Below are 10,335 nucleotides of genomic sequence, written 5' to 3'. Positions count from 1 at the left end.
AAATCAATCCCGTTGCGTAGTTTGCCGTCCAGCATGGAGTTGAAAACAACATGCCCATTCGCTCCGCGGGTGGCAATCACCAGATATTGGCTTAGTGCATCCTGATTGCCATTCGAGCGCAAAACCAGCCCGCAACCTGCCAGCCCGGTTGTTGTATCCCAGGTAATATCCGTTGAAACGACGAAGTTTTGCGCCACGGTGCCGATAAAATCGTTAACATAATCGTGTTGCAAATATCCCGTCACGGTAAGCGCGGTCGGGGGATGTATCCAGGCCACATGCCCGTTGGCCGGGTCAATCCCGTATAGGGGCAATTCGGCCCGAATCGGCGCTTCAACCGTCGCCGTTGCGGCTGCAGCCTCAGCGTCGAGTCCTGCCAGGGCTGCCTGTGTGGCAACCGCGGCGGCGGCTTGCTCGGTTGCCTGAGCCACCGCCGTTTGTAGATCAGCCTGGGCATCAAAGCCGTCACTCGCTCCAGCCGTTGCGGTCAGCGAGATGGATTGCCCCAGCGCCTGAGCGGTCATTTCCGGGGCGCTGGCCCCGCCCCCACAGGCAGCCAACCCTAGAGCCAGGATCGCGCTCATAATGGATAATGATCGCAGTTTCATCTAGTTCACATCCTTACGTTTTTGCAGCAAGACGATCCCAACGAACAGGATTCCGCTAATCACAAGCTGGGCAATCCAGGTTTTCAAAAGAAACGCGCCATATTCTGCGGGATTGGCTTTATTGACAAACGCCCAGCCAAATTTTTCCCGATAGGTTTTGATAAAGGTCTCGGCTGGCTGGATGGACGAAACAACATTTGCCTGGTGGGTGATTGAAGCTTCCTGAAAAGCAACCACTTTGGCTTTATAAACTTCAATCTCTGCCTCGTAGGCCGCAAATTCGGCCTTTGAGGTGGCCTGGATTTGTTCAACTTCTGTCTGATATTCCTGCAATTCAGCAAGATAGGCTGCTACAGCCACCGAGTCCGATTGGTCAACCGGCTGCTCTGGCGCCTCCGGAATAACGGGGTCAGCCGGACGAACGGGTTCTGGGCCTGGGCCGGGTGGTAATGCCTCATCAATGGCTGGATGATAGAGGCTACCAATGCCAGGGAAATTGCACGATTCTTCCCGGACGACATTGCTGCCCAAACATTTACAACCATTGGCGAGCTTGTCTTCAGCCGACATGGCTGCAATTTTTTCCGGAGGCAGCGTCAGGCAAATATCGGCAGCAATATCCGAGCCTACGCCTGAAACGCCCAGGAAGCCTTGAAAAGCCCAACGGGTAGAAGTGATCCCGCTGACTGCATCGGGCATGGGTACCAAGACCCCGCCTAAAACGATCTGCGGCAACATCAGCAAGATTACGATCAGCGGGGCCGCGTTGGCGGATGGAGAAAGTGCTGAAGAGAATAGGCCTAACATCATTCCGGCCAGGGTCGCTAAGGTCAATGATATATACATCAAACCAAATTCGAGTATGCCGCCGGGCATATCGTAGGCCAGGAAGTGAATAATCATATATGTGGCTGTTTGGTAAAGCGCCAAAGCAGCCGCCACCCAAACTTTGGAAAGCACGTATGGCAAAATCTTCAAATTGACTAACCGCTCGCGTTTGTAGATTTCGCCCTCTTTGACAATCTCACGCATTTGAGAAAGTCCCCCGATCATCACGCCATAAATGGTCAACAAAAATAAAGAGATGACAATATTATTCATGTTGCCCGTGTTGAAATCGAAGGGTTTATTTCCCAATACGGCTGCCAAAAGCACCGACATCATCCCCATGAGTGGCGAAGCCGCCAACATGAGTGCCAGACTAAAGCGGTCTTTCCCCAGAATGCGCAAGTTCCGTTTTGAAAGGATAACAAACTGCCGCAGCGCAGAGACTTTCCTTTGCTTTTCGGGCAGGGCGCGTGTCTCAATATTGGCCGGTGTGCTGGCGGAAAGCGGCGCAGCGCTTTGTTGCACGCTTCCAGCTTTGTCGCCCAGGGCATCAATGACATATTTTTGGTAAGCAGGGTGTTGGCGATAGCGTTCAGCCCACTCTTCCGGCGTGCCCTTGCTCGTATCTTCCAGAACGGCGTAAATTTGGTCGAACTCCATCGCGCTGACGCGGCGATCGCGTTCAGAGCGATATTGGTCAAAGAATGCCAGGGCTTCGTCCGGCGGGCCAAACCAGGATAAAAAGCCGCCGCGCGCCAGGAATACTACCTTGTCCGCGAGGAAGACGTTTTTGGTCGCATGAGTGATTAAAATGATGGTGCGCCCTTGATCGGCCATTTGACGCATCAAGTGCATCAGGGAGGTTTCAGTACCCGGATCCAACCCCGAGGAGGGTTCATCCAAGAAAAATAAGCCGGGCTTGGTGAGTAGCTCCACCCCGATCGAAACACGTTTTTGCTGCCCGCCGCTCAACTTCATGATCTGGTTATCGCGCCGATGGGCGATATCGAGCGTTTGCATGACTTCTTCAACCCGCTGGTGGCGTTCTGCCTTGGTGGTGTCCGGCGGCATGCGCAACTGGGCGGTATAGTCGAGGGCGTCAAAGACGCTTAACTCCATGTGGATGATGTCTTTTTGCGGTACAAAGCCAATGATGTCGCGGATGGCCTCAAAATTCTCGTACACATTGGTGCCATTGACGGTGACCTGCCCATGTGTGGCGGGGCGATAACCAGCAACCGCGTCTACGAGGGTGGATTTGCCACCACCACTTTGTCCCACAACAACAACGAACTCGCGCGGCTGAAATGCCAGCGAAATATCTTGCAAGATATTGAGATCGTTGCTGACCCATTTATTCAGACCCAGAATCTCAACCCGCAAATCGACTGAATCATCAAATTGCGCCAGAGATTCAGCACCCATCACAAAGCGATAGGGGCCAATGCGAACCGAATCATTTCGTGATAACCAGGTTTCAGTCTGGATGCGCACATCATTCACGAAGGTGCCGTTGGTGCTGTCCAAATCTTTGATCTTATAACGCTGCCCGACCTTTTCGATTTGGGCATGGAATTGTGAAACTTGCGAAACACCCAAAATTACATCATTTTCGGCGGCTCGCCCAAGCTGGATGACGGTTTTATCGCCGAAGGCAATCTCTGTGGTCAGCGCTGTGGCAGCTTCGGAGGGCGAGAGATAGACCATCGAAACCATCGCGCCGGGAATTTGCCCCCCAATACGGATATTGGCGTCGTTTTCCAGGGCGCTTGGACCCGTGATTGGGTATCCATCTAAATAGGCTGTGTTGCTGGCCTGTGGCAAGGCTACTATTTGGTAGCCTCCGTGCGCGGTCTTTTCAAGGTATCCGTGGTTACGCGAAACAACCGGGGAAGCAATAATGATATCGTTGTCGTCACCACGCCCAAAGGTCAGCCTGGATTTTGTGAGTGTGTAAACATTTGGTACAGATCCAGCAATCGCTACCGACAACTGGGGCGGTACATCCATCGATGGCAAAACCTCCCCAACTGTAGTTCGGCCCAGGCCATCCAGCACTTCCACCTTTGTGGAAATCAAAGGTTCTACAGGTTGGACTGTTGCGATTTCTTCGATTGTGGTGGCGCCAATGGCTATATAATGCACTTTGACAGCTTTGCCAAAGCCGATCTCTTCACCCCCATTCAAGAGATAGGGTTCCGAAATTTTTTCACCATTGACGAATGTGCCATTGCTGCTTCCCATATCTTCCACCTGATAGGATGCCCCTCGTTTGGTGAATTTGGCATGATTGCGGGAAACGGCATTGTAATCCAGCGGCCAACTATTCGCTGGATCGCGCCCAATTGTTATTTTTTCGCCCGTTAGCTCAAACTCCTCACCCGGGGATGGTCCTTCAACGAGTACCAATTTAATATTCAACTATGAATCCTCCTTAGGAATCACAAAAAGCCAGGACAGCTAAAAACAACAATAATTCTATGTCTTTCGCTACAGCAGTGGATAAGATTTAAAAGAGAAGTACGCTGCCTTTCGTGACCTAAACTCCCCCATATTTCGATATTTTCTTATCTACGCAGCGAAAGCTTGAAATCTACGGATATTGGAAAACATGAATTGATAAGTGATGAATGGCATGATTCTGGCATTATACTGATAACCCACTGATTAGGCAAGTCTTTTGGCCTATTTAGAGTAAAAAAGTCGTATTTAAGTGCGAAAATCAGGCAAGTTGCCGCATTCGGGCGTAACTTGCCTGATTTTCTGAAAATAATTTGTGCTGGCGAGCGCTGTATTTGCTAAGGCGCTATTGTCAGGTTTGGAAAAAGGCACTTCATTTCTGTGCGGAAGCCAATGAGTAATTGCCAATCGGCCTCGATTTCCCATTGCAGGATGTTGGTGCTGGTGTGCGGGTCAAGACTATCTAAAAAAGAGGAAATATTATCAGTCAGATTGCCTTGTTGAAAACTGCTGCACATCTGCTCGAGTAACCGGGCTTGTCTGCGCAGGGCTGCAATCGGCGTTTCGCGCCAGTTCGGTGGATTGGTGGTGTAATCGTCATCGATTTGCACAAGCTGAGTGATTTTCTGTAGTGCATCCATATCGAAGACGAAATAATTATGGAAAAGAATGGTACGGGTTTCCATCTCTTGCCAAAATATCTCGCCGGGCGCGCCTTCTGGCATTAATGAAAAACTGCCCGCGATTTTCTCATTATAGCTCGCGCTATCTTCTGCTATGGATGGGAATAATGCAATCAAGTTGACTTCTGGCGAATCATGAAAATAGACGATCAGCCAGATGCCCTCGAGTTGGGGTTCAGCGCCATCTACCCTGTTGACGCCAATTGCCAGAATATTGCGTTGGTTCTCTTCTTCGAATGTCGGAACCGTGCTTGATGGGTCTGGGGTTGATGTCGGTGGAACCGCATTTTGAGGCAATTCAAATGCGAGACCGTTGCTTGAACTAAGCCGAAATCCCAGACTCAAGGAAACGAGAAAAATTGTGAAAAAAAATAGCGTGCGTAGTAATTTTGTCATTCGTATTTATCCATCTGAACTGCTGGATGTATGGTGACCGCTTTCGGAAGCAATTAATTCGCCCAATGAATTCAATGTTAGCGTGGGACTGCCATCTGTGTTGAGTAAATTTGTGCCTGTACTGGTATCGTTGAGACAATAGAAGGAGGCCACACCAATATAGAGTTGTTTGCGCATGGCGATATAGGCGTTTTGCAGCCACTCCGCTTGACTTTGTGTTTCTGCCGATTGCCCGCCGCCCCATTCGAAACGCGTTAGCCAGATCAACCCGTTTTGATGTCCGTTGGCGAGCATCACCTGGCGAACCTGTTCGTAAAAACGCAACGTATAGTCGGCGACTTCGTCCGGCGAGGTAGAGGGGGGATGTACTACCGAAGGGATGCGCAAACTGATAATGGGGATTTGCGTGCCGAGGCCGGCATCGTATAGGGATTGCAGAAAACCGAGCGCCGACTGAGTGCCCTCGATGGGGTTTAGCCCGCTTGCCAACGTGGTCTGGTGGTGACCGGCGGAACGAAGGGCGGTATCTACACTATGAAGTAAATGGACATACGCGGATGCGTTGGGGGTTGTGCCCCAGCCCTGCACTGTATTCGCGCCGGGGAAGATCTCGAAGGCGAGTAAATGTTGGGGGTATCGCCGCGCCAGCCTCAGGGCGAGCTCACTCGTCCAGGTGCTGCTGGGCCCAGAGGCCTCCATCGCCCACGCGGGCGCATTGTAGATCGACACCATCACCGCGATGGAAGTATTGCTAATTGCATTCATCGCCCGGTCTAGCTCATCCCACTGAGGATCGCTATTCGCATCCGGCCAGTATTTGGCCCAATTGAAATCAATCGTGAGCCAATCGATGCCATAATTGCTGGCAACCTGAATCGCGGTTTCGATCTGGTGGCCGCTAATTTGCAAGCAGACGCCATAGCCGAAGGCCGGAGATCCGGGGAGGCCATCTTGCGCGTGCGCAGGCGTAGCGAGTATCCCGCTGAGGCTGATGACGCTAAGGAAAATGTAGACAAGCGTTTGTCGTCTCATGGGAATTCCTTAATGAATGAGCAAACCGCCAATATATCCGGCCGTCAGGCCGAGGGCTGCGGTTAAGGCTGTTGGAATGATAAAACTTGAGATAAATTTTTTTCGCGATACGCCATAAAAATGCGTCAGAATAAAACGGAGCAGCTTTGATTCCCGAATCAGGGGGATGGCGATTTGCCAGAAACTAAGTTCTATTCGCTGTAATATGCTCATAACAATCACCTTTCTTTTAATCATCGGGATGTGGTTATTTTGACGATTTTCCCCTGGGCGTTGGCAACGACTCGAATAATTCTGGGGATGGTATGGCCCTGGGCTGTTTTGATGCTGGTTTTATAGATTAGTAAATACATGGTTTGTGCTTGCCCTTCAATCTTCTGTTGCTGCCTGATTTGCGGCTTGAGCGCAAGAATTTCCGGAAAGCGTTGGGCTATTTTTTTGTGTAGCGCCTGACGGATTTTTTCATCCATGATTAACCTGCGTAGCGGCTTTGCCGCCGCAAGAAGGCTGGAATATCCAGGTCGGTGGTTGTGATGGATGGCACCTGGTAGACTGGTTTTTCTTTGCTCTCGCTGGTGGATAGTCGCTCGAATGTGCGCGGGCGCTGGTGAATTTTCTCGGCTCCGGGCAATACCTCTTCGAGCGTGGATGCTCCCAGGCCGGTGACTACCAGGTTAACCTGAACGCGCTCTTCCATATGCGCTTTTGGGGTGGTGCCGAAGATGACTTCGGTGTCGGGGTTGGATTGCTCTTGCAGGTAGATCAGTGCTTCGCTGACTTCCATGAGCGAGAGTTCGTCGCTGGCCGTAAAGTTGGCAATTACGCCCGCGGCGCGTTGCAGCGACACTGTTTCGAGCAGCGGATGTTCAAGCGCCTGTTTGACAGCTTTGATAGCTTTGTTATCGCCGCTGCCATGCCCGATAGCCATAAGCGCCCCACCGCCCAGGTGCATCATACGTCGGATGTGCGCAAAATCGACATTGATGAGTCCGGGTTCGGTGATTAACTCGGTGATGCTCTGCACAGCCTGACGCAGCACATCGTCGGCCAGGCGGAAAGCGGTATCGAGGGGTAAATCTTTGGGGGCCACATAGAGCAGCCGGTCGTTGGGGATGGTGATCAGCGTGTCGGCAGATTTGCGCAGCTCTTGCAGCCCTTGCATGGCGTTGTGCTGACGGCGGCCCATCTCGAACGAGAAAGGCGTTGTCACTACAGCAATCGTGACGACCTTCTGCGCTTTGGCAATTTCTGCTGCTACCGAGATCGAACCGGTGCCGGTGCCGCCGCCCATGCCCGCGGTGAGGAATACCATATCGCAGCCTTGCAGCGCCTCGGCCAGGTGATGGCGGCTTTCGATGGCGGCCTCGCGCCCGATGGATGGCTGTCCGCCGGCGCCGAGGCCGCGGGTGAGTTTGGGGCCAAGCTGAATTTTGTGCGGGGCTTCACTGCGCAGCAGCGCTTGCTGGTCGGTGTTAGCAACCACAAAGTCAACCCCGCGCAAGCCGAGTTCCAACATTCGGTCAACGGCGTTACTGCCGCCGCCGCCCATGCCGAGCACTTTTATCACTGGCGCGGTACTCGCGGCTGGGATCACTCGGGTGGGTTTGGTGGGTAGGGTGTGTGAATTTGTCGTATTCATGCTTGGCTCCAAAGAATCCGCTAAATGTATTTACCTACAAGCGTAGCAAGATTCATACCATCTGCTTCAATTCGTTCCACAATGCTCCCTTGAGCGCGCAGTTCGCGCAGCTTTGTTTCGGGAAAATCACTCTCCGTACCAATCACGGTGATGCGCTGCGCCTGAGCGGCTTCCTCGATGGAAAATCCGATTGTAGGCTGATGTTTTTTGACATACGGCCAGATGGATTCGAGATATTTTTCGGGGATGCCCCACTCGTAGCTGGGTAGTAATAGATAATGAGCGATCTTCGCATTTTTCCCGGGGGCTGGGGAGGCGTTTTTGAGGGTGGTTTTTACTGTCTGAGCCAGGGTATCTACAATGGGGAGCTGCGTTCCATTGGGTTGGTACCAGGCCTGATGCTGGTCTGCGTGGCCTTTGGGGGCTGTCAAAAGCCAAAATGCGCCTCCCAACACCGTTTCCGGGATGGCTTCCATCCCTGCCACGGGCGCATTATTCAACAATTGGGCGATGGCCAACCTTGTTTCGGTTTGACTTTCTCCGGGGGGCACATCCATCCCAAAAAGAAAAATGGGACGCGGCGTATGCAGCACGGAGCGTGCCACGGCTGAATACCAGTCAAAAATACGAAAGCCGCGCTGATCTTGCTCGTCGGGCGGGGTGAAATAGGGCAGCCCGCCAGGCCAACGCTCAGGCCCGCCTGCACCCCAATCGAGCGGATGCTCACCCGCGTAAGCATACGCGCCCAGTACCAAATTGGCCAGCAAAGCAGTTTTACCGCGGCGTTGCAGGCTCTCCAGTGCGGCTTTGAGAAAAGATGTATCCCAATAATCGCCCCCGGGTTCCAGGGGTGGGAACACCGGAGTCAGGTTGGCATCCAGACAAGCCTCGGCCAGCGGCAGATAGCGGTCGATAAAACGTTCAACCAGTTCGGTTTGCGTCCAGGCGATACCGCCCCAGGCTTTGCGCAAATTAGGACGGTCGAAAAGCGCCACATAGCGCACGCCCCAGCGGGCATAGCTTTTGAAGAGAATTTCGAAATCTTGAGCGTTGTAGGTTGGCTCCAGCGCCAGCGGAAAATGCAGCAATGGCTCGATGGATGCATCCAGCAAGCCGCGCACGAAGCTTTCGGGCAGAGCGCGCTCAGAGGGTGTTTGCAACACCAGCCAGCCCGCGCCAAGCTCTTTTAGCCTCGGCAGCCAGGTTTCTAAATCGCGCTGGCTGTAGTGGAGTGTGTCGGGGTAGTAGTGGAAGCCGAGTCGGTTCATGAGTTCGTCTTTTCGTTTGATCTGGGTTAGTTGATTTTCTGATCAATGGGTTGGTCTGTCTTCGTTGAGACCATCCCTCTGTTGCAAGTGCCGTGCCAATGATGCGTGCTATAATCTTTGGCCTATGATTCTTGTAACTGGTGGTACGGGTTTTATTGGTCGGGCGCTCATCCGGCAACTGGTGGATGCGGGTTATCAGGTGCGCACGCTAATTCGCCCCTCGCAAAATTCGCCGCGGTTGCCTAAGGGCGTTCCGGTGGAGGTGGCTCTCGCCGCGCTGAATGATGAACGTAGTCTGCGCGCCGCTCTGGTTGGCGTGGATACGATCTATCATTTGGCCGGGGTGGAACGCAGCGGCGTTGAAGCGGATCTACTGGAGGTGGATGTGCGCGGTACGCAAACGGTGTTAAGTGCAGCCGCCGATGCGGGTGTGGACCGTTTTTTTTATCTCAGCCATCTCGGCGCAGACCGCGCCTCGGCGTACCCGATTTTCAAGGCCAAAGCGATTGCCGAGGAGCATATTCGGCGCAGCAAATTGGACGCCACAATTATGCGCACGGGGATCGTCTTTGGCCCCAACGACGGTTTTACCACCGGGTTGGCGCAGCTTTTATCAGCGCTGCCGTTTGTCTTCTTTCTTCCGGGGGATGGCTCCAGCCTGATGCAGCCGATCTGGGTTGAAGACCTGGTAACTTGCATGGTCTGGGCGTTAGACGAAAATGCGACGCGCAATCAAACCTATGAACTTGGCGGCCCTGAATTTTTAACCCTGAGTGATGTGTTAAAAACCATCTTGGCGCAGTTGGGCATTCATCGCAGAATTATGCCTTTCTCGCCACCCTATATGCGCGCCCTCACTATAATGGTGGAATATATGCTGCCAAATTCACCGGTTTCGGTCTACTGGCTCGATTATCTGGCGTATAACCGTACCTGTTCACTCGATACGATTCCGCGCGTCTTTAATCTGATGCCTTCGCGGATGTCGCATCAATTGGGTTATCTTAACGAGCGTAACTGGCGGCGCGAATTATTCCGCTCTGCATTTCGCCGGAAACGATAATATGCCCGATTTACGTATGCTCGAATCAACCGAAACTTTATATCAGGTGGAAGATTTACAGCGCCTGGTGTGGCCGGGGAGCGAAACCACCGTTGTGCCGGTGCATATGCTGCGCGCGGCGGTCGATCATTGGGGCGTGGTGATCGGCGCCTATGAAGGCGATCTGCTCATCGGGTTTGTCTTTGGTTTCCCCGGCATCGACGAAACATCTTCGGGTCCGCGGCTGATGCACGTTTCGCACATGGCCGGCATCCACCCCGAATACCGTGATCACGGTTTGGGGTTTGCTCTCAAACGCGCTCAATGGCAATTTGTGCGTAATCAGGGGGGCGAGCGCATCTGTTGGACCTACGATCCA

General features: G+C 52.8%; 10 protein-coding genes. 2 read left to right on the top strand and 8 right to left on the bottom strand.

What is annotated here, in order from left to right; translation table 11 throughout:
* The 8 genes from HN413_13085 to HN413_13050 all read right to left on the bottom strand — a co-directional run.
* Window positions 1–608: hypothetical protein (locus HN413_13085; protein MBT3391331.1), on the bottom strand; the 608-nt coding region annotated here is incomplete at its 3' end.
* A complete protein-coding gene (locus HN413_13080; protein ID MBT3391330.1) occupies window positions 609–3,857 on the bottom strand; it encodes an FHA domain-containing protein in 3,249 nt (1,082 codons plus the stop codon).
* A gap of 377 nt (window positions 3,858–4,234) precedes the next feature.
* The gene (locus HN413_13075) at window positions 4,235–4,975 is read right to left on the bottom strand and encodes a hypothetical protein (GenBank protein ID MBT3391329.1); all 741 of its coding nucleotides are present in this window, start codon (window positions 4,973–4,975) and stop codon (window positions 4,235–4,237) included.
* 6 nt (window positions 4,976–4,981) lie between these two features.
* The gene (locus tag HN413_13070; GenBank protein ID MBT3391328.1) at window positions 4,982–6,007 is read right to left on the bottom strand and encodes a hypothetical protein; all 1,026 of its coding nucleotides are present in this window, start codon (window positions 6,005–6,007) and stop codon (window positions 4,982–4,984) included.
* Between the two features lie 9 nt (window positions 6,008–6,016).
* Window positions 6,017–6,220: a hypothetical protein gene (locus HN413_13065; GenBank protein ID MBT3391327.1), complete on the bottom strand. Its 204-nt coding sequence runs from the start codon at window positions 6,218–6,220 to the stop codon at window positions 6,017–6,019.
* Between the two features lie 20 nt (window positions 6,221–6,240).
* Window positions 6,241–6,477 (bottom strand): hypothetical protein, encoded by a 237-nt coding sequence (locus HN413_13060; GenBank protein MBT3391326.1) that lies wholly within the window; start codon window positions 6,475–6,477, stop codon window positions 6,241–6,243.
* 2 nt (window positions 6,478–6,479) lie between these two features.
* A complete protein-coding gene (gene ftsZ, locus HN413_13055) occupies window positions 6,480–7,646 on the bottom strand; it encodes a cell division protein FtsZ (GenBank protein ID MBT3391325.1) in 1,167 nt (388 codons plus the stop codon).
* Window positions 7,647–7,666: 20 nt separating this feature from the next.
* On the bottom strand, window positions 7,667–8,914 hold the full coding sequence (locus HN413_13050) for a hypothetical protein (protein MBT3391324.1): 1,248 nt from the start codon (window positions 8,912–8,914) through the stop codon (window positions 7,667–7,669).
* A 124-nt stretch (window positions 8,915–9,038) separates the two neighbouring features.
* Here HN413_13050 and HN413_13045 point away from each other — a divergent pair, with 124 nt between their 5' ends.
* Complete coding sequence (locus tag HN413_13045; protein ID MBT3391323.1) at window positions 9,039–9,977, top strand: NAD-dependent epimerase/dehydratase family protein; 939 nt, start codon at window positions 9,039–9,041, stop codon at window positions 9,975–9,977.
* Between the two features lies 1 nt (window position 9,978).
* Window positions 9,979–10,335: GNAT family N-acetyltransferase (locus tag HN413_13040; protein ID MBT3391322.1), on the top strand; the 357-nt coding region annotated here is incomplete at its 3' end.

The sequence above is a fragment of the Chloroflexota bacterium genome, assembly GCA_018648225.1.
Taxonomy (GTDB): domain Bacteria; phylum Chloroflexota; class Anaerolineae; order Anaerolineales; family UBA11858; genus NIOZ-UU35.
This window is presented reverse-complemented; position numbering and strand designations above follow the sequence as displayed.

Coding starts and splice junctions, on each gene's coding strand:
- HN413_13075 (MBT3391329.1), bottom strand. CDS start 4,975: ATGACAAAATTACTACGCACGCTATTTTTTTTCACAATTTTTCTCGTT.
- HN413_13050 (MBT3391324.1), bottom strand. CDS start 8,914: ATGAACCGACTCGGCTTCCACTACTACCCCGACACACTCCACTACAGC.
- ftsZ (MBT3391325.1), bottom strand. CDS start 7,646: ATGAATACGACAAATTCACACACCCTACCCACCAAACCCACCCGAGTG.
- HN413_13065 (MBT3391327.1), bottom strand. CDS start 6,220: ATGAGCATATTACAGCGAATAGAACTTAGTTTCTGGCAAATCGCCATC.
- HN413_13070 (MBT3391328.1), bottom strand. CDS start 6,007: ATGAGACGACAAACGCTTGTCTACATTTTCCTTAGCGTCATCAGCCTC.
- HN413_13045 (MBT3391323.1), top strand. CDS start 9,039: ATGATTCTTGTAACTGGTGGTACGGGTTTTATTGGTCGGGCGCTCATC.
- HN413_13060 (MBT3391326.1), bottom strand. CDS start 6,477: ATGGATGAAAAAATCCGTCAGGCGCTACACAAAAAAATAGCCCAACGC.